The sequence below is a fragment of the Blautia wexlerae DSM 19850 genome (assembly GCF_025148125.1).
Lineage (GTDB): Bacteria > Bacillota > Clostridia > Lachnospirales > Lachnospiraceae > Blautia_A > Blautia_A wexlerae.
Genome location: NZ_CP102267.1, coordinates 35001 through 53571, shown reverse-complemented (window position 1 = coordinate 53571; position 18571 = coordinate 35001). Strand labels below are relative to the sequence as shown.

Below are 18571 nucleotides of genomic sequence, written 5' to 3'. Positions count from 1 at the left end.
TTTTTCACTATCATATTTAATACTCTATCCAATTTCAAAACACACTATTCTCGCTGCTTATTACTTTTCTCAGTCAAAGCAGACGGGATTTGATTTCATTCTTCTTACAGGATATAGTTTGCAATTACTCCAAGCACCAGCAAATGCAAAGGATAAAAAGCATAATAGACATATTTATTGATGTAATCCTTTCTCTCTCCAGTGCAGCACCAGATTCCATAGAACGCAATCGGTCCGGTCACATACATCAGACTGATAATACATCCCAGCACTGTTTTCAGCACATTTCTTGTCTCAAACACATAGAACACAAACACAAGCAGAACAATACAAAGTCCATACTCTGCCCGGAAAATGCTCACCCAGACAATAGCTGCGATCAGGATCAGTACCTTTAACATACCACCTGTAAATCCGGAAGTTTCTTTAAACAGATCTAAGCATTTCAGCATAATCAGGCAGATACACATCGTGATCATTGCGTTCTGACTGGAAAAGTCCCATACTTTTCCGCAGATTGCCAGATCATATGGAATCTCACTGACCAGTGCAGTAACAGCCATCATGATCAGATACTTCTTATAATCCGATGTATTACGAAATCCCTCTACCAGCAGAAACGCAAATACGGGAATCGCCATCCCGCCTATAAGCTGCATAATGGATCCGACTCCCGCAAGTGTCATCAAACGGGAATCCTGAGACATCGCCTGGTTCAGACTCTCCTGAGTATACTGGTCTAAATGGATCAGGCCTTTTTCAATAATGGCAATTCCAACTGTCTGGATCAGCATAGTGATACATGCAAACATCTTCAGCCCATCAGCTGTGATATCCGGAGTTTTCCAGACGATTCCTCTTCTTCCCGTTGTCATATTCATAATATCAACCTTTTACAGCACCGCCTGTAATTCCTTCCACATAGAATTTCTGCATGATCATAAACAGAATAGAAATCGGTATGGATACCAGTACACCACCTGCGCAGAACTGAGTAAAATAAGAATTGATAAGGCTCTTATCCAGCATCTTGTACAGACCAATGGCAACTGTATATTTGGAAGAAATACCGGCATTCAGGATCATCTTTGCATATACGAAATCCATCCATGGCACCAGGAAACTGCTGATAACTGTATAAACAACAATCGGGCGGCTCATGGGCAGAACCATCTGGAAGAAGATTCTTGCCTCACTGCATCCATCAATTCTGGCAGCCTCGCAGAGTGCTCTCGGAACTGTATCAAAGAATCCTTTCGCAATCAAATAACCAAGACCTGAAGAAGCAGAGTAAACCATGATCAGACCGGCATAGCTGTTTGTCAGATTAAAAGATTTCAGTGTGAAGTAAACTGCAATCATTGCCAGCATACCAGGAAACAGATTCAGGATAACTGCCATGTTCATCAGCGGTTTTCTCATCTTGAATCTCATAACAGATGTTGCATATGCAACCATCAGTACGAACATAGTGGAAATCACACATGTAAAGCATGCAATGATAAATGTATTCAGAAACCACTGCGGAAACTGAGATACAGAATCTGAATGAAACAGCTTCATGTAATTGCTGATGCTCCATTCCTTCGGAAAAAATGTACTGGTATTCATTCCTGAATATGCACTGAAGGAAGTACATAACAGCCAGATGATCGGAATCAGCCAGATAAATGCCAGCACTGCGATCAATAAATTATGTAATACTATAGAAGAAGTACGACTGTCTTTCATCTTTTTCATTATTGATATGTTCCCTCCTTATCTCCCTTGATCATCCTGTTAAATGCAACCAGGGTGAATACTGCACAGATAATAAACACGATAATACCGATTGCTGATGCCATCTTATAGTTGTAGTAATCCTGAGTCAGACGGAACAGCCAGGTAACCAGAAGGTCAACCTCTTTTGCCTGTGAGCTTGCCATTGCCTGATTAGTTGTTGTATAAACATCCTGTGTGAGCAGATAAATAACATTAAAGTTATTAATATTTTTTACAAAGTCTGTGATCAGAGCAGGTCCTGTTACAAAGAGCAGATATGGCATTGTAATCTTTCTGAATATCTGGAAGTTTGTTGCACCGTCTACTCTTGCACTCTCAAGCTGGTCAGAAGGAAGGTTCATCAGAACACCTGTTGCGATCAGCATCTGATACGGAACACCAATCCAGATATTAATGAGAATGATCATTACATGTGCCCAGCCCGGAGCAGAAAGAAACGGAATATAGCTTGTGGACACAAGTCCTATGCTTCTTAAGAATCCGGTCAGTCCAATGCTGTGACAGATTGTGTTGACGATACCACCATTGGAGAAGAAATTACGCACCAGCAGAAGTGATACAAACTGCGGGACTGCAATCGTTACGATAAATAAAGTACGCCACATCTTCGACAGTCTTGTCTTCTTGCTGTTAAGAAGCAGTGAAAGCAGGATACCTCCGATATAAGTTGTAAATGTTGCGAAGAAAGCCCATACAAGTGTCCATCCCAGAACCCGCACAAATGCATATCCGAACGTAGATGTAAGACCGCCGCCGCCAAACAAACTGATAAAGTTACTGAAACCTACCCATGAGAACAACTCAGTAGGAGGCATATGCTGCTGATCATAATTTGTAAATGCTACAAAGATCAGAAGTAAGATTGGGATTAATGTGAAAATCACAACTCCAAGTACCGGAAGTGTCAGTAATGTAATATGAAACTTCTCTTCTGTCAGTGATCTGAGATCTTCTTTAAAAGTATTGATATGCTTTCCCGCTTCTTCCATTTTCTGAAGTGTATAAGCATTGATCACGTTCTTAAACCACACAACAGCTGCCGCAAACCATACAACAAAGCTGAACAATGAAAACAACAGGATCGTAAAGGAATTATCATAATCATTAAATTCACTTTTCATTGTTTTCATGTTAAAGACTTTTTCCATCTTTACAGTACCAAGGGTACTGAATTTTGGTACATACTGCATTGCAAATTTCACTGAAAAAACGATCACTGCGATCTCCAGCAATGTCATCAGTACTGCTTTCACATACTGTTTACGCTTTGCATAGCCTGCGCCCATCCAGATCAGGGACAGCTTTACAAAGGCATCACCTTTCACTACAGCAGTACCAAAGTCAGCAAAAAATCCACCGATGGATTTAAAGAATCCACTCACTGCCGCTGCAGCAGAATTATTGTCCTGTGCTGCCATATCTCTCCTCCTCGTCATTTCATTTTTGTTACTATCTTTTCTCAGACAGCATCTGCCGTTTCCTTAAAACAGCTCACATGCCGTTATGCATATGGGCCATTTTTTAAAATCTGTTATATAATTTTTTTATTTTACAATTATTCTACAGAAGCAGCAGCACCCTCTACCAGATTATCAAGTGCTTCCTGGATTGCATTATCATCATCTGCAGATAATGTTCCCTGTGCAATCAGTTCTCCGAATGTCTTTGCAGGATCCCAATATTTTCCGCCAACCTTCTGAGCCTGTGCATATTCAGACTGAGCTGCAAGTGCTGCAAGTGCTACATTTTCCTGAACAGAATCAGATGCTGCTACATTCTTGTTTGAAGGACCACTTTCTCTCTGATCAAAGAACATCTGCTGGGATTCTTCGTTTGTAAGGTACTCAGCAAGAAGAACTGCCCATCCGGAATTCTCAGAATAGCCGTTTACACCAACATATTTGTAACCGGCAACAGATCCCTGCTGAACCTGTTTGTCACCAACTGTGAATGTAGGAAGCTTTGTTGCTGCATATCCGTCACCAAATATCTCCTTTGCTGTGATTGCATCCCATGTACCGGAAACGCATGCTGCCAGATTACCGGATGCAAGCTGATTAGACATATCACCATCAGCAACTGCCATAAATGCCGGATTAGATGTAATATCAAGCATTCCTTTTACTACATCAACACCTGTATATCCATCAGCACTTGTTCCGTTCCAGTCCATAGTTGTTGTTCCGTCATCATTAAGTCCTGTTGTAAATCCTGCTCCATAGAAGAAAGAAGCATTGTACCATCCGGAAGCAAGTGTCATACCAACTTTCTTTCCGGCCTTATCAGCTGCTTCAAGAAGGCTGTCCCAGCTTGCTGCATCTTCCTCGGAAATTACAGATGAATCATAGTAAAGAAAATATCCGTTGTCAGCTGCTCTTGGAAATGCATACAGACTGCCATCAATTGTTGCTGCATCAATAGCGCCTTCAACGTTTGCAGCTTTTACATCATCAAGTGTTGTATCTGCAAGCTGAAGTGCTTCTGCATAATCATCAAGTTTCAGAAGTGCTCCTGCTTTTACAAGATCCGGAAGCTGATCATCTGCGAATGCATATACATCTGCACCAGCCTCTACGTCTGTCAGAATAGTATCTTTTGCAGTAGACTCAGATTCTACGCCAATCTGAATATCAAATTTCTGATCTGCATACTTCTCCTGGAATTTATCTGTCAGTTCTTTTAATAAATTCTGGTCTTCTTCAGCTCCCCATACAGTCAGTTTAATTGTCTCATCCTCTGCTGCACTTACACATACTGTGCAGGAAAGTGCCATAGCTGCTGCCAGTAACGGTGCAATCACCTTTTTTACATTTTTTCTCATTTTCTCTTCCTCCTGTTTTTGATGGTTATGCCTAAACAGCCCGCATCCGATTTGCGTAATAAACGCCCTCAGTTTTGTTTGCGCAACCGTTTGTTCATATTTTTAGTATATTCCTTTATATTTATAAAGTCAATTAGCCATTATTATCTAATTTCAAAACTCTTTTTTTGTCATATTGCACAATTCAGTTTGATTTTTTCGTTTTTTCATACAATGATATACTTGATTTGTGCAACCGTTTTCATTTTGATAAAATCAGATTGTCCAGAGAATTTCAACCGATTTTTTTATACACAAAAAGTTCTCTGCTTATTGATCCTTACAATAAATACAGAGAACTTTCTAATCCTGCCATTCATTTTCAATTTCTATAATCTGATCGGATTTTACCTCCATATACTACTGTGTCGACTCCCGCAACACTACCTGGTAGTTCAGAGGCACTGTATCCTCCAGTGGCTTCTCCCCGAGGATGTTCAGTAATTTCGCACATGCCATCTTTCCCAGTCTTACCGTATCAAAGCGTATACTGGTAATCGGTGGATTATTATATTCCAGATTCTTACTGTCATACATACTGGCTATTTTTATTTCTGCAGGAACCGATATTTTCTTTTCCCTCAGACTGCTCAGACACATGCTGCAGATCACATCATCCATGCAGACAATACCATCCGCGCCTTCTTCAAGCAGTCTCTTCACAGCATCAGATACTGCTGCCTGATTATCCGTATCCATGAAGATCAGATTTTCGTTAACAGAAACTCCCATTTCCTCATGTGCTTCCAGAAAACCCTGATATCTGCTTCCGGTAACATTGTAGGACTGATTTCCACCCAGAAGTGCCAGATTCCGAAAACCTTTCATCAACATAATACTTGTCAGTTCTTTTCCGGCTTCCTGGTTCTTGTTATCTACAAACGGAACTTCCGGATCTGAAGACGGGCCGATCAATATATATGGTTCCTTACAGTTCTTCAGATATTTCTGTACCTTGGAACTTACCACTGCTCTGCTTACAATGATCCCGTCAACTTTTCGATTTGCCTCCAGTCTCTGTATCTGCGATACATCTGCTCCATCAATCATAGAAATAATAATATCATAATCATAGGAGGAAGCCATCTCACAGATTCCATTCATACAGTCTTTAAAAAAAAGAAACTCTGTGGCAACATAATCCTTCGGCATCAGCAGTGCAATATTATAAGTTTTACGCTGTGCCAACCCCTTTGCCACAACATTGGGTCTGTAATCATGTTCTTTTATAAATGCCCGTACTCTGTCTCTTGTAGCCTGACTGATTCTTCCCTTTCCTGAAATAGCACGTGATACCGTAGTCTTACTTACCCCAAGCTCCCGGGCGATATCTTCTATTGTATATATCTTCTTTTCTTCTGTTTCCATAAAATACCCCACTTTTTGCGCAACCACTTGATTATATTCTATAAAATAACAAAATACTCAAGCACTTACAAGTAACTTTTAAAGAAGATATACCGGCAGTTCCTCATTAATATGAACAGAACCTTTTGCTGTTTTTTTCTTTTCTTCTGTAACAGATATTGTTTCCGGTTTCTCTGCCTCTTTTGTGGATACAACGGGCTTCTTTACGGTTTTCCCGGCACCTGCATTTGCTGCACGCCGAATACTCTCCCTGCCTACTGACATAATTCCATGACCTCCTCTGCCAATCTCGTATATTCCCTGGCACTTCTGCTTGATTTTTTATATTCCACAACCGGAATACTGTTATCCTGTGACCATTCTACAGAGCTGTCCACTCTGATGATCTGCTCAAATACATGAATATCCTCAAGTTCATGCAGTGTTTCCATTGTCTGTTTATAATAACTCTTTCTTGTATCTACCTTTGTCACTGCAATTCCGGCAACTTCCAGTTCCGGAGTAATCTGCTTTACTTCATTAAGAAATTCAAACATATTCGCAAGTCCGAACATTCCCCATGGACTTGCCTCAACAGGAATAATTACCCGGTCTGATGCACAAAGGATATTCATCACCCACCCCCCCCCAGCGTAGGAGGTGCATCAATCAGAATATAGTCATAATTTCCTGCATCCTTTATCTTCTGAATGCATTTTCGCAGGATAAATTCTCTCTGCCATTTTGTAAAAAGTTCATATTCTATAGAACTCATCAATGTAGATGATGGTATCAGATCCAGATTTTCGTAGGGAGTATGTACCACATAACCGCTGAGCTCTTCCTGTTTTCCGATTGCGCAATACAGATTCTTCTCTCCTTTCGCCTGCTCCAGCACCCAGTGCTCCGGAAAAAAGGCAAGAGAAAGATTTAACTGCATATCTCCATCGATCAGAAGAACCTTTTTCCCTGCCTGAGCCATCGCCGCTCCAAGGTTTGAACAGGTTGTGGTTTTTCCACTTCCACCCTTATTATTTGTAAAACATATCGTTATGGTTTTTCCCATGGAACTGTCTCCTTTACCACTTACTTTACTTGTATTATAGGAGATTTATCATATAGATTCAACTGTTTTCCTCATCTTCGCAACCCTGTAACTCATTTGCATTGCCGGACAAACATTTCTTTGATTTCCAAAATAAGCCCTTGATTTTTTGTTTTTTTGTGTTATAGTATTTATATACTTGATATATAGTTTTTAAAACTATGTTATATTGTTTTCATTGTATTTATCTGAATGAATGGAGGCGTTTTTATGAAATTTAAATTAAAAGATCCCGGAAGTGCAATCACTCATGGTATTGCCCTTCTTCTCGCTGCAGTCGGAGCAGTTCCTCTTATTATCAAGGCAGCGCGTTCTTATGATGTGCTCCATATTGTTGCTTTAAGTATTTTTATCCTTACCATGGTTCTGCTCTATGCAGCCAGTACCATTTACCATTCTGTAGATTCTACAGAGAAGGTCAATCGACGGCTGCGAAAAATGGATCACATGATGATTTTTGTGATGATCGCCGGAAGCTATACTCCTGTATGCCTGATTGTTCTTCATAACCGCATTGGATATATTCTGTGCGCGCTGGTATGGAGTATTGCAGTCCTCGGCATTATCTTAAAGGGCTGTTGGATTACCTGTCCCAAATGGTTGTCCTCTGTACTGTATATCGCCATGGGTTGGCTGTGTGTACTAGCATTTGTTCCAATCTTCCATGCACTCCCACGTGCAGGATTTGACTGGCTTCTTGCAGGCGGAATCATTTATACCATCGGTGGTGTGATCTATGCATTAAAAGTTCCGCTTTTTAATTCCAGACATAAGAATTTTGGTTCCCATGAGATCTTTCACATCTTCGTTATGCTTGGAAGTGCCTGCCATTTCATTGTCATGTACTTTTTTGTTGCTCCACTACCTGTATAACCGTCAATTTGCCAATAAACAAAACAAGGGGTTGCAGCACCGGATTTTTTCCGGTGCTACAACCCCTTAACAATACAATTTTCTCTGCTGCAGCATAATCCCTGCAGGAAAGCTTTTATATTACACAGCTACTCTTCTTTCCGGATACAATCCATAGGATCCATATCCCACGCCAAAATATCCATAATAGCTCTTCGCCTCTGCGAACAGCGGATCATATACTCTGCCTCCGATTTCAGCCCAGCAATGACCGCTTCCGTCAGTTGCCGTTGTATCTACGCAGACATAAACATTCTTATATCCAAGAGCCTTTGCAAGATAGGCAAACGAACAGGCATCTGAGAAACAGTCCCCGCCTTTTCCGCTCAGTATCAGATAATCGTTTGCATATAACGCAGGCCATGCAGTCTGATTATAAAATATTCTTCTGGTATCGTAATAATGCTGATACATTACCCATCTGAAACAGGTTTCAAATTTCTCACTTTTTGACATACTCGGTTTTGTGATCTTGCTGACAACATCCTTTGCTCTCTGCAAAGTCTCATACTCATACGCTTTGGTGGAATTCATTTTCTTTCCATTTGGATAATAAATCGTATTTCCTTTTTTCCAGGCTTCCAGAATTCCCTTTTCTGTACAATAATAAATTGTATTTCCAACTTTAACTGTTTTCGTTCTCAGAACACCCTTGTCACTGAAATAGTAATATTTTCCGCTGATTTTCTTAACGCCACTGTAACGTATTCCATTGGAACCAAAATAATATTTCTTGTTATTGTATTTGATCCATCCGGTTTTCATAAATCCTTTGGGACTGAAATAATAAACTCCACCATGGATTTTACGCATTCCTGTAAGATACTATCCATCTTTAAAATATTTCTTATTTTTTGTTCCATACTCATACCAGCCATTTTTCACCTCCGGTATGGGTGTTGGTGCAGGTGTCTCGATTGGTGTTACATCCGGAGCCGGTGTTTCAATCGGGATCGGTGTTACAGTAACATCCGGTACTTCTGCTGCCATGGCCGGGACACTGCCCATCACACATACTGCACATACTGCAAGCCATTTTGTCATCTTTTTCATTTTCTCTTATTCTCCTTATCTGACGGGTTCAGAAGCTCAGCAACTCCAGTTTTTTATTTCTGGTAAATTGTTTAATCTCATATTCACGTCTCATCGCTTCTTCTTTTGTTGAAAATCCTTCATAATATACAAGTGTAACCGGTCTTTTGGTCCTTGTATATTTCGCGCCGTTCTTTCCCTCGTTGTGTGCTTTCATACGTTTTTGTAGACAGTTTGTCCACCCTGTATAAAGAGTCCCATCTGCACATTTAACAATGTAAGTATAATTCATCATAATCACCCGACAGTCATATATTATAATCAAGCAACTGTCTTATTGTCTGGAATTGCATTATTTGAAATTTTTTATAATTTATGTAAAGGACAACTGCTATCTTTTGCGGTCGTCCCTGTTTCTATAATAAACAGTCGGTTTAAAACACGTATATCATCCGGACACATATTCTTTCTGACAGCCAGATCTCTCAGCACCAGAAATACCAATATGTCAAAAAAGCAGGCAGGGAAACCGACTGCGGATTTTCTTTCCCACCTGCTTTATTATACGTTTATTTTCTTATTTTGTGAATATCATTTTTCGAAGATTCCAGAGATTTCCCCTGAATTTTCCGCCTTTTACCTTTAGCTGCAGATCTTCACGATCCGGATAATATCTGGTTGAGAATACAATCTCTCCATCATTCAGATAAAGTTCCACTGCAGAAGTATCTGCAAGAATCCGGATATTGTTCAGTTCACTGACTTTCGCTTTCCGCTTATTTCTTCCTGCACCCGCAATTTCAGAAAATCCAATCTCCGCAATTTCATTTTCATATTTAAAGAGCATCTGTCCGCCCATACTGATCTGAAAACTTCTGTCTGTCACTGCAATATCTTCAATTAACAGATCAAAACCTTCATTTACTTCTACACGAACCTCAACAATTGATTTTTCATCATCAAGAATTGTTTTCTCTTTTCGGAGTCTCTCCAGTTCTTTTGCCGGATACTGGAATATTTTTCCATCCTTTACCCTCAGTTCCCGCGGTACGGTAAGACAATGCTGCCAGCCTTCATCAATGGTTTTATTGGTATATTCCTCCTCTGCATCCGGCATTCCCATCCATCCTATCAGAAGTCGCCTTCCGCTGTTATCTGTAAAGGTCTGTGGAGCATAAAAGTCAAATCCCATATCCCACTCACGAAAGTCTCTTTCATCTACAGAGCCATCCTCTTTTACCGGAAAATAGCCTGACTGATAGATATTCTGAAAACGAAATTCTTCCCTCTTCAAGCCCTGTGGTGATACAGACAGAAATTTCTTCCCGTCCAGTTCGAAATAGTCCGGGCATTCCCACATATAGCCAAAAGCTTCCGGTGTGGTTATTATATGTTTAAATTTCCATTCTTTCAGATTTTCTGATTCATAAACCAGAACTGCACCTTTATCTCCCTTAAGACGTCCACCAAGAACCATAAAATACCTGTCGTTTTCTTTCCAGACTTTCGGGTCTCTGATATGACAGGTAAACTCTTCCGGATATTTTTCAAAAGAAATTATCTCTTCTTTATCTCCGAAATGAATTCCGTCCTCACTTTCTACATGAAGCGTACTGGTCTCACGTCCTTCATTAATATAATCATAATCACCGTCAATCTTTACATTCCCGGTGAAAAACAAATGAAGTTTTTCACTCTCTGCCAATGCAGATCCGGAATAGACACCATGACAGTCATAAGGAGAATCCGGATAAAGAGCTGTCCCTTCGTATTTCCAGTCTACCAGATCTTCGCTTGTATAATGTCCCCAGAATTTCAGTCCGCCTTCCACATCAAAGGGAGCGTATTGAAAAAACACATGATATCTGCCTTTATACCAGCATAGTCCATTCGGATCATTGAGCCATCCGACCGGCGGCATCAGATGATGTCCAAGCCGGAATCTTCCTTCTGTCAGATCTGCGTTCTTTTCAATTACTTTTATATTTCTTTCAAGAACTTTAGTTAGCGTACTCATTTCACAATCTCCAATACTTTATCTGATGGTGTTACCGAATCTTCCGACAGAATTTTCACATCTTTATAATCATCCGAATTCGTTACAATAAGAGGCGTCGTCACATCGTATCCTGCTGCCTTAACTTTCTCCATATCAAAGGAAACCAGAAGCTGGCCTTTCTTTACGTGATCTCCATTCTTTACATGAGATGTAAAATATTTTCCATTCAATTCCACTGTATTGATCCCGATATGGATCAGAAGCTCCATACCACTTTCCGTACTTAAACCAACTGCATGCTTTGTATCAAAAACAGTCTCAACCACAGCATCACATGGAGCAACAACTTCACCCTTCGATGGAATTACGGCAATTCCTTTTCCAAGTACTTCCGAAGCAAATGTAGCGTCATTTACCTGGGAAAGCAAAATCGCAGTTCCTTCTGATACACTATAAAGCACAGAATCATCTGCATTGCTTTTTTCTGTTGTTGATTTATCTCCCACAGCTTCAACACTTTCTGTCTTTTCAGAAACATTAGTGTCCTTATATCCAAACAACCAGGTAAGTACAAAGGCAGCACCAAATGCAATCACAAACATAAGAATATAAGAAACCGGATTATTCAGACAAAGAAGAATTCCAAAGATACCGGTTACGCCAGTTCCCGTAGCCCCCAGTCCTGTAACAGATGCAAACAGTGCACCAAATGCACCACCAATACATCCCATCACAAATGGTTTTCCAAAGCGAAGGTTAACACCAAAGATCGCAGGTTCAGTAATTCCCATACAGGCACTTAATGCAGACGGAACTGCCATTGATTTAATCTTCTGATCCTTTGTCTTAAGTGCTACTGCAAGAGTGGCTCCACCCTGTGCAATATTCGCTGCAGAAGCAAGAGGCAGCCAGTAAGTAACTCCAAATTTAGACAACTGTCCAAGATCAATGATCGTGTACATATGGTGAACACCGGCAACCACCGTCGGTGCATAAAACGCACCCATAATAAAACTTCCGATACCAAATGGCAATGCGATCAGCCACTGAATCCCATTCAGAAGTCCGTTCTCAACAGTGACAAAGATAGGTCCGATAATGGATAATGTCAGATATCCTGTTACAAAGACACTTACAAGCGGAGTAACAAACAGATCAAACATTGCCGGCACTACTTTGTGAAGTCTCTTCTCAATCTGAGCCAGTACCCATACTGCAATGATAACCGGAATTACATGCCCCTGATATCCGACCATATCAATAGAGTAAAGTCCAAACCATACTTTCTGAGTTGCTTTAACACCTTCTGTGGCAACTGTCCATGCATTCTGGAGATTCGGATGAATCATGATCATACCGATAACTGCACCCAGATACGGGTTTGCACCAAACACTTTAGCACCGCTGTATGCGATGAGGATTGGCAGGAACGTATATGCCGTATTACTGAAAAGCTGTGCAAATGTATAAATAGAACCGCTGGTATCAATATTCAAAAATCCATTGTTTACCATGAAGTTCAGTGCTTCCATAATTCCCATCAGGAAACCGCTTGCAACAATTGCAGGAATAATCGGCACAAAAATATCTCCAAGTGTCTTGATCAGTCTCTGTACCGGATTTGCCCTGGAAGCCGCAACTTTTTTCAGCTCTTCTTTACTGCTCTCAGAAACTCCTGCAATCCGGATGAACTCATCATATACTTTATTAACTACACCTGTTCCCAGAATGATCTGCATCTGTCCCTGCGCAAAGAAAACACCTTTTACACCTTCAATGTTCTCAACATATTCCTTATCAGCCTTTGAATTATCACTGATAACCAGGCGAAGACGTGTGGCACAATGAGCTGCGGAAATAATATTTTCTTTTTTACCGATATGGTCATATATCTCCTGTGCTGTTTTTCTGTAATCCATAATATCCTCCTTTTATGGAATCGTTCTCATATAAATGTACACTTTGAAGTTCTCACATATTGAACAAATTTCACTTGTTAATCTTATAAAAATACCTTTTAACCTTAATATCATCTTATACCATTCCAAATTTACTCTGATATCTGATTATAACTCAGCAGATGTCTTGCACTCTCACGATATTTCTTATCTGATCACCAATATGTATTTCCTATGGATTGTATGTACTTTTATGGAATCGTTCTCATATATGCTATTATATCTGGGCGTTTTTTATTTGTAAATATGTAACATATCACAAATATTATATCCATTTTTTATATATTATTTCCAAAACACTCCCTTTAATATATATGTAAATCCAATTATTCAGAAAAAAAGAACTCTGATGATTGCCTCAGAGTTCCTTTTTCATGTTCAGTCATATATTTCGGTGAGACTCTCTGAGTACCACCTTACATCCCATTTTTATTTCTTTATGTACAGATGATGTTTCCTTAGATTCTATCAAATCTACCAGCACTTTTGCTGATTCCATTCCACTTGTCTTATAAAAAAAATGTACAGTAGTTAGCTTTGGTTCTATGATCTTTCCCAGAAAACTGTCTCCCATTCCGGCAATCTGAACCTGTTGAGGAATCTGATATCCGTTCTCCTTCAGCCAATTTGCCGCTCCAACTGCCATGGTATCTGTTGCACAGATCAATGTATCTACATCGGGATGCTCCGTAAAAAGTTCTTTCGCTTTCTCATATCCTGACTCTAATGTGAAATTTCCGCATTTTACACATCCACTTTCCAATGTGATCTGATTTTCTCCAAGAACCTTCTCCACACCTGATTTTCGCTGCCTGCCAACTGCCTCATCTTTATCCGTAACTGTAATATATCCAAACTTCTTTCCTGTCTTCACCATCTGTTCAGTAAGATTTACAGCAGCCTTATAATCGTCCTGAAAAATACATGGATAACCATCCAGCTGTTGTCCAAGTAAAACAATCGGAACTTTAAATCCCTTCATCATTTCCCTGTGCTGTTTTGTCAATATGGTGGCAATAAAAATAACACCATCGACCTGATTATCCCTAAACAGTGAAAGATATTTCAATTCTTCTTCAACACTGTTATTTGTATTTGCCAGTATCAGCTGATATCCTTTTTTGGTAAGTATGTCACTGATTCCGGCAACTTCCCGGCTGATCGTATTGGAATCTATCTTTGGCAGAATTACTCCGACCAGTTTTGTCTTCTTAGTACGCAGCCTCTGCGCCTGTGAAGAAGGCTGATACCCGGTTTCTTCAATAACTCTGCTGATATTTTTTTTCTTTTCCTCACTGACATAACCATTGTTCAGATACCTGGATACGGTAGCTCTGGAGACCCCTGCCAGTTTGGCAATCTCATTAATATTCATATAAAAAGCTCCTCTTTCATGCTGTCTGTATAATTTCCAAAAGTATTTTTATAACCAGCAGTATTTTATGATGCTAGTGTGCCCCTAACCTGATATCCACGAATTGTTAACTGCTGAATCACTACATATTTTGTATTATACTACACATATCATTTCTGTTGCAAATATCAAAGTACTGTTTATACGTTACTGTCTCGGCCCTATACCAAATTAAGGGCTGCCGATCTACGGCAGCCCTGTTTTTTTCTTCTATTTCATTATGGAAGATATTCAATCGGATCTATTGGTTCTCCATCCTTTTTCATTGCAAAATAAAGATTGGTTCCTTCTGTGCTGTAATATTTTGTAGGCTGTGCAATATATCCTATCGTCGTTCCCTTTTTAATTGTATCTCCTTCTGACACTGTCAGATCTGTAAGCTGTCCATAAACAGCCTGATATCCATTTCCAAGTTCCATTGTCAGTGTAGTACCCGTCTGCGCATTCTGCTCTATAGAATAAACCTTGCCATTAACAGCAGCTACCACAGGTGCTCCCTCTACTGCACCGACAGCAATAGCCGGACTCAATTTATACTGATCAAGCGTCGGAAAATAAGTAGTCTGATCCATACTGTAATCAAGGAGAACATTTCCATTCACCGGCCACTCCATTAATGTATCTTCCGAAAAATTTACTGTCGCAAGATTCAGGGCCGATGCCGAAACATCTGTTGCTTCATCTGCCTGATCTTCTGATATCGTCTGGGATTTCATATTTGCATTTACTGATGATTCTTCTGCTTGCTGAGAATTTACAGCATTGTCAGTCTTATCCACATCTGCAGTATTATCTGATTCATTATTATCCACAGTATTCTGAGCTGTTTCCCCATACATTCCTTGTTTTTGGAATGTAACCTTTGTATCATCCAAATCTTCCCCGTCATCGGATATCCACTGATTTTCTGACTCCACATGATTCGTTCCTGCATCTTCACTCAATTGTTCTTCCGTATCCTGTGTACTTTCACCGACATTTTCTGTTTTTTCTTCAGGAGTTTTCTCTTTGACCGGGGAGGTACCTAACTGATAAACTGTAATTCCCAATGCTGCTACAGCGGCCAGTCCAACGGAATTGGCAATGATTCTTGTCACTTTGTTATTCATCATATTCCTTTCACCTCTGTTTTCATCTTCATATCTATAGGGTGTCCAGAATATTCGTATCTATTCAGCAATTTACAGATTTTATGTTCAGCACATCCATCTCAGGAAAATAATATTGTAAGATCTCTTTTGCATTCGCAGACTCCTTTGCCATCTCATTCCCTCCATATTGTGAGAATCCTAATCCATGACCTTTTCCTCTACATAAAAATCGTACTTCCTTTCCAGACTTCTGAATTGTAAAATTTGAGGACGTGAGTCCCATTCCTTTTCTGAATGCCTCGCCTTCCAACACTTTCCCGTCAGCCAGAATTTCTGTAACATAACCGGCACTGTCCCTGGATTTTATTTCAATTCTTTCCGGAAGGATATTTTTATTTATGTATACACTATTCAAATAATCTTTTGCATTTTTATCCACAAGACTGTGTACGGATCTGAGATACGAATCATCTTCGTTGTGGAAAACTTCCATTCCATCTCTTGTCTGTCCTGCACTTAATTCATGATAGGGAACTAACTTTAATTCTTTATTCCATACAATGACTTTTCCTTCTGTTTCTGTTACTGCTTTTTCGTACTTATTCTGTAAAATTACACAAGCCAGGGATTTCCCCTCCATCTCTTCCTTTATCTGACATAAAGTTATTGCCAGATTTTTCTCCTCTTTCATTGTCCGGTAAAAATTTGATCTTGCTATGATTGTTTGTGCTTTTATAGTCTCAAGTTCATATTTGTCTTCAATCTGCGATGAAACGATCACCGGCAGAAGCATTTCCACATTAAATTTTTTATTGATCAATGTAGTGTTGGCACCATTAAAAATAATTGTAACTATATAGGGAACAAAAAACAGAGCAAAGATTCCCGTTGTTCCAGGGAAAAAAGACTTTCTCATATCAGACCATCATTATAAACTTCTTCTTTTTAGTATATACATATATATTTATCTGTATGTATATTATTTATAACACTTCTGTTATATAGCAATTCTCGTAAATAATGCATATTGATCCTGCTCATCAGAACATAAAATCCTGCTGAACTGTCTCAAATTCATTAATTGAGAGGACTGCGATAGTTTCTGCATACGGGGCTTCATTACCCCGTATTAAAATATACAGCCCTATTTATTCTATTCTGGATTCGTGGTTCATTCCAGTAAATGATTTTATTTTTTCTGTTGTTCTTTTTATCATCCGGACGCAAAACAGTTCTGTCTTTTTTAGAATCTGTATCTTTTATGCAGATTCTTTTCTTGTCTTCAATGACTCCCATTACAAAGCAAATAAGAGCAGTCATGATTAACTGAAAATATTTTTTCAGATTCTTTAAAGGACTCTTCATAAAAACTCCTCCTGTTCTGCATTACATCTACTGACTTCAAACAGCCTGTCCACCGTTAAGACTGCGCACTTCCTACGGTTAATGGTATCAGGTACTAATAATATATGAAAAAGCATAAAACTTTAGAACTTTTTTATTTCTCTATAGTAATTCCATAAAATGATGTTAGGGTTAAAAAAACACAAAAAAACTTCTGTGATATTCTCACAGAAGTTTTAAAGTGAAGCATCGGGGATTCGAACCCCGGACAACTTGATTAAAAGTCAAGTGCTCTACCGACTGAGCTAATGCTCCATATTATTTAATTATCACTTTCAAAGTGAATGCCCAGAGCCGGAATCGAACCAGCGACACGAGGATTTTCAGTCCTCTGCTCTACCAACTGAGCTATCTGGGCAAAATAGCGGGGACAGGATTTGAACCTATGACCTTCGGGTTATGAGCCCGACGAGCTTCCAGACTGCTCCACCCCGCGATATTAATTTTTAAAATCAAAAGCCGATGATCGGACTCGAACCGATAACCTGCTGATTACAAATCAGCTGCTCTGCCAATTGAGCCACATCGGCTTAGCTGTTAAGCTAAGTGGATGGAGAAGGATTCGAACCTTCGAAAGCGTTGCTAACAGATTTACAGTCTGCCCCCTTTGGCCACTCGGGAATCCATCCAAGTATGGAACCTATAGGGCTCGAACCTATGACCCTCTGCTTGTAAGGCAGATGCTCTCCCAGCTGAGCTAAGATTCCATATCCATATGCAATTTACCAAACTCGTCAGCTCATTGCTAACGACCCAGAAGAGACTCGAACTCTCGACCTTCGCCGTGACAGGGCGACGCTCTAACCAACTGAGCCACTGGGCCATTTAAAGGTTTGCACCTTCAAAACTACATACATGTTGACATTTCCTTGAGATTCATTCTTCCTGCGATTCTTGGTCAAGCCCTCACCCGATTAGTAACAGTCAGCTCCATGCATTGCTGCACTTCCACCTCTGCCCTATCTACCTCGTCGTCTTCAAGGGGGTTTACTTCTTAACGAATGGGATATCTCATCTTAAGGGGGGCTTCACGCTTAGATGCCTTCAGCGTTTATCCCTTCCGGGCTTGGCTACTCGGCCGTAGACTTGGCAGTCTAACCGATGCACCAGCGGCCCGTCCATCCCGGTCCTCTCGTACTAAGGACAGCTCCTCTCAGATATCCTACGCCCACGCCGGATAGGGACCGAACTGTCTCACGACGTTCTGAACCCAGCTCGCGTACCGCTTTAATGGGCGAACAGCCCAACCCTTGGGACCTACTACAGCCCCAGGATGCGATGAGCCGACATCGAGGTGCCAAACCACTCCGTCGATGTGAACTCTTGGGAGTGATAAGCCTGTTATCCCCAGGGTAGCTTTTATCCGTTGAGCGATGGCATTCCCACTTAATACCACCGGATCACTAAGCCCTACTTTCGTACCTGCTCCACCCGTCGGTGTCGCAGTCAAGCTCCCTTCTGCCTTTGCACTCTTCGAATGGTTTCCGTCCATTCTGAGGGAACCTTTGGGCGCCTCCGATACCCTTTCGGAGGCGACCGCCCCAGTCAAACTCCCCGTCTGGCATTGTCCCACCGCCGGGTCACGGCGGCTGGTTAGAAACCCAATACTGCAAGGGTGGTATCCCAACAGCGGCTCCATGGCAACTGGCGTTACCATCTCCTAGCCT

General features: G+C 40.5%; 16 protein-coding genes, 7 tRNA genes, 1 rRNA gene and 1 pseudogene (1 of these 25 running past the window's edge). 1 reads left to right on the top strand and 24 read right to left on the bottom strand.

The genetic code is table 11. The features are described 5' to 3' along the window. Positions 1 to 104: 104 nt before the first annotated feature. From NQ550_RS00280 to NQ550_RS22330, 7 genes and pseudogenes are all read right to left on the bottom strand, one after another. The gene (locus tag NQ550_RS00280; RefSeq protein WP_025578980.1) at positions 105 to 881 is read right to left on the bottom strand and encodes a TraX family protein; all 777 of its coding nucleotides are present in this window, start codon (positions 879 to 881) and stop codon (positions 105 to 107) included. 4 nt (positions 882 to 885) lie between these two features. After that, positions 886 to 1740 carry a sugar ABC transporter permease gene (locus tag NQ550_RS00275; RefSeq protein ID WP_025578978.1) on the bottom strand — a complete coding sequence of 285 codons (855 nt, stop codon included), beginning with the start codon at positions 1738 to 1740 and terminating at the stop codon, positions 886 to 888. Then, positions 1740 to 3200 (bottom strand): carbohydrate ABC transporter permease, encoded by a 1461-nt coding sequence (locus NQ550_RS00270; protein ID WP_044996454.1) that lies wholly within the window; start codon positions 3198 to 3200, stop codon positions 1740 to 1742. Before NQ550_RS00270 ends, NQ550_RS00275 begins: the two co-directional genes overlap by 1 nt. Before the next feature lie 137 nt (positions 3201 to 3337). Then, entirely contained in the window at positions 3338 to 4603 is a 1266-nt protein-coding gene (locus NQ550_RS00265) for an extracellular solute-binding protein (RefSeq protein WP_025578975.1), read from the bottom strand. 399 nt (positions 4604 to 5002) lie between these two features. Further along, a complete protein-coding gene (locus tag NQ550_RS00260) occupies positions 5003 to 6010 on the bottom strand; it encodes a LacI family DNA-binding transcriptional regulator (RefSeq protein ID WP_025578973.1) in 1008 nt (335 codons plus the stop codon). A gap of 78 nt (positions 6011 to 6088) precedes the next feature. Then, complete coding sequence (locus NQ550_RS00255) at positions 6089 to 6274, bottom strand: hypothetical protein (protein WP_008707826.1); 186 nt, start codon at positions 6272 to 6274, stop codon at positions 6089 to 6091. Beyond that, positions 6265 to 7055: pseudogene (locus tag NQ550_RS22330) on the bottom strand (ParA family protein). The gene NQ550_RS00255 and the pseudogene NQ550_RS22330 overlap by 10 nt, the downstream one beginning before the upstream one ends. Before the next feature lie 249 nt (positions 7056 to 7304). On the opposite strand from NQ550_RS22330, the gene trhA reads away from it, so the two are divergent. Then, positions 7305 to 7967, top strand: coding sequence for a PAQR family membrane homeostasis protein TrhA (gene trhA, locus NQ550_RS00245; RefSeq protein WP_020993331.1), 663 nt, complete (start codon positions 7305 to 7307; stop codon positions 7965 to 7967). A gap of 120 nt (positions 7968 to 8087) precedes the next feature. Here the strand turns inward: trhA and NQ550_RS00240 are convergent, their stop codons facing one another. The 17 genes from NQ550_RS00240 to NQ550_RS00160 all read right to left on the bottom strand — a co-directional run. Next, entirely contained in the window at positions 8088 to 8819 is a 732-nt protein-coding gene (locus NQ550_RS00240; RefSeq protein WP_025580984.1) for a transglutaminase domain-containing protein, read from the bottom strand. A 12-nt stretch (positions 8820 to 8831) separates the two neighbouring features. Continuing rightward, on the bottom strand, positions 8832 to 9059 hold the full coding sequence (locus NQ550_RS00235) for a hypothetical protein (protein ID WP_025580985.1): 228 nt from the start codon (positions 9057 to 9059) through the stop codon (positions 8832 to 8834). 28 nt (positions 9060 to 9087) lie between these two features. Next, a complete protein-coding gene (locus NQ550_RS00230; RefSeq protein ID WP_025580986.1) occupies positions 9088 to 9330 on the bottom strand; it encodes a GIY-YIG nuclease family protein in 243 nt (80 codons plus the stop codon). A 285-nt stretch (positions 9331 to 9615) separates the two neighbouring features. Further along, positions 9616 to 11055: a glycoside hydrolase family 32 protein gene (locus NQ550_RS00225; RefSeq protein ID WP_025580987.1), complete on the bottom strand. Its 1440-nt coding sequence runs from the start codon at positions 11053 to 11055 to the stop codon at positions 9616 to 9618. Continuing rightward, positions 11052 to 12956, bottom strand: a complete 1905-nt coding sequence (locus tag NQ550_RS00220) for a PTS sucrose transporter subunit IIABC (protein WP_025580988.1) — start codon at positions 12954 to 12956, stop codon at positions 11052 to 11054. The genes NQ550_RS00225 and NQ550_RS00220 overlap by 4 nt, the downstream gene beginning before the upstream one ends. A 421-nt stretch (positions 12957 to 13377) precedes the next feature. Continuing rightward, positions 13378 to 14370, bottom strand: coding sequence for a LacI family DNA-binding transcriptional regulator (locus NQ550_RS00215; RefSeq protein WP_022379868.1), 993 nt, complete (start codon positions 14368 to 14370; stop codon positions 13378 to 13380). Between the two features lie 257 nt (positions 14371 to 14627). Then, positions 14628 to 15521, bottom strand: a complete 894-nt coding sequence (locus NQ550_RS00210) for a M23 family metallopeptidase (RefSeq protein WP_020993335.1) — start codon at positions 15519 to 15521, stop codon at positions 14628 to 14630. A 61-nt stretch (positions 15522 to 15582) separates the two neighbouring features. After that, complete coding sequence (locus NQ550_RS00205; protein WP_025580989.1) at positions 15583 to 16416, bottom strand: SpoIID/LytB domain-containing protein; 834 nt, start codon at positions 16414 to 16416, stop codon at positions 15583 to 15585. A 203-nt stretch (positions 16417 to 16619) separates the two neighbouring features. Next, a complete protein-coding gene (locus tag NQ550_RS00200; RefSeq protein ID WP_020993336.1) occupies positions 16620 to 16865 on the bottom strand; it encodes a hypothetical protein in 246 nt (81 codons plus the stop codon). A gap of 221 nt (positions 16866 to 17086) precedes the next feature. Continuing rightward, positions 17087 to 17159: transfer RNA gene (locus NQ550_RS00195), tRNA-Lys, on the bottom strand. A gap of 30 nt (positions 17160 to 17189) precedes the next feature. Next, positions 17190 to 17262 (bottom strand) — tRNA-Phe (locus NQ550_RS00190). A gap of 4 nt (positions 17263 to 17266) precedes the next feature. After that, a tRNA-Met gene (locus NQ550_RS00185) sits at positions 17267 to 17340 on the bottom strand. Positions 17341 to 17361: 21 nt separating this feature from the next. Next, positions 17362 to 17434 (bottom strand) — tRNA-Thr (locus NQ550_RS00180). A gap of 17 nt (positions 17435 to 17451) precedes the next feature. Further along, positions 17452 to 17533, bottom strand: a tRNA-Tyr gene (locus tag NQ550_RS00175). Between the two features lie 5 nt (positions 17534 to 17538). Further along, positions 17539 to 17611, bottom strand: a tRNA-Val gene (locus NQ550_RS00170). A 42-nt stretch (positions 17612 to 17653) separates the two neighbouring features. After that, a tRNA-Asp gene (locus NQ550_RS00165) sits at positions 17654 to 17727 on the bottom strand. A gap of 71 nt (positions 17728 to 17798) precedes the next feature. Beyond that, positions 17799 to 18571 (bottom strand): 23S ribosomal RNA (locus NQ550_RS00160) (it continues 2111 nt past the right edge of the window).

Excerpts from the sequence above, each read along its gene's own strand:
- NQ550_RS00280 (WP_025578980.1), bottom strand. The coding sequence starts at position 881 with ATGAATATGACAACGGGAAGAAGAGGAATCGTCTGGAAAACTCCGGAT.
- NQ550_RS00275 (WP_025578978.1), bottom strand. The coding sequence starts at position 1,740 with ATGAAAAAGATGAAAGACAGTCGTACTTCTTCTATAGTATTACATAAT.
- NQ550_RS00270 (WP_044996454.1), bottom strand. The coding sequence starts at position 3,200 with ATGGCAGCACAGGACAATAATTCTGCTGCAGCGGCAGTGAGTGGATTC.
- NQ550_RS00265 (WP_025578975.1), bottom strand. The coding sequence starts at position 4,603 with ATGAGAAAAAATGTAAAAAAGGTGATTGCACCGTTACTGGCAGCAGCT.
- NQ550_RS00260 (WP_025578973.1), bottom strand. The coding sequence starts at position 6,010 with ATGGAAACAGAAGAAAAGAAGATATATACAATAGAAGATATCGCCCGG.
- NQ550_RS00255 (WP_008707826.1), bottom strand. The coding sequence starts at position 6,274 with ATGTCAGTAGGCAGGGAGAGTATTCGGCGTGCAGCAAATGCAGGTGCC.
- trhA (WP_020993331.1), top strand. The coding sequence starts at position 7,305 with ATGAAATTTAAATTAAAAGATCCCGGAAGTGCAATCACTCATGGTATT.
- NQ550_RS00240 (WP_025580984.1), bottom strand. The coding sequence starts at position 8,819 with ATGCGTAAAATCCATGGTGGAGTTTATTATTTCAGTCCCAAAGGATTT.
- NQ550_RS00235 (WP_025580985.1), bottom strand. The coding sequence starts at position 9,059 with ATGAAAAAGATGACAAAATGGCTTGCAGTATGTGCAGTATGTGTGATG.
- NQ550_RS00230 (WP_025580986.1), bottom strand. The coding sequence starts at position 9,330 with ATGAATTATACTTACATTGTTAAATGTGCAGATGGGACTCTTTATACA.
- NQ550_RS00225 (WP_025580987.1), bottom strand. The coding sequence starts at position 11,055 with ATGAGTACGCTAACTAAAGTTCTTGAAAGAAATATAAAAGTAATTGAA.
- NQ550_RS00220 (WP_025580988.1), bottom strand. The coding sequence starts at position 12,956 with ATGGATTACAGAAAAACAGCACAGGAGATATATGACCATATCGGTAAA.
- NQ550_RS00215 (WP_022379868.1), bottom strand. The coding sequence starts at position 14,370 with ATGAATATTAATGAGATTGCCAAACTGGCAGGGGTCTCCAGAGCTACC.
- NQ550_RS00210 (WP_020993335.1), bottom strand. The coding sequence starts at position 15,521 with ATGATGAATAACAAAGTGACAAGAATCATTGCCAATTCCGTTGGACTG.
- NQ550_RS00205 (WP_025580989.1), bottom strand. The coding sequence starts at position 16,416 with ATGAGAAAGTCTTTTTTCCCTGGAACAACGGGAATCTTTGCTCTGTTT.
- NQ550_RS00200 (WP_020993336.1), bottom strand. The coding sequence starts at position 16,865 with ATGAAGAGTCCTTTAAAGAATCTGAAAAAATATTTTCAGTTAATCATG.